Origin of the sequence: Streptomyces musisoli (assembly GCF_016741855.1) — a bacterium.
GTDB classification, from domain to species: Bacteria; Actinomycetota; Actinomycetes; order Streptomycetales; family Streptomycetaceae; genus Streptomyces; species Streptomyces musisoli.
The window spans coordinates 1-254 of record NZ_JAERRH010000141.1; the positions used below are offsets into that span (position 1 = coordinate 1).

The following is a 254-nucleotide window of genomic DNA, read 5'->3' on the forward strand; positions in this document are numbered from 1 at the left end:
GCGGTGGTGGTGCTGGAGTCGTTCCCGCTCACGGTGAACCGCAAGCTGGATCGTCGGGCTCTGCCCGCACCCGATTACGTCACCGGTTCCTATCGTGCGCCCCGCACCGCGGGTGAAGAGGCCCTGTGTGCGGTCTTCGCGGAAGTTCTGGGTGCGGAGCGGGTCGGGATCGACGACAGCTTCTTCGATCTGGGCGGGCACTCCCTGCTCGCGACCCGGGTCGTCAGCCGCATCCGTACCGTTCTCGGTGTCGA

General features: G+C 67.3%; 1 protein-coding gene. It reads left to right on the forward strand.

What is annotated here, in order from left to right; genetic code table 11:
- A partial coding sequence (locus JK361_RS40835; protein WP_236054689.1) for a phosphopantetheine-binding protein occupies positions 1 to 254 on the forward strand: 254 nt, incomplete at both ends.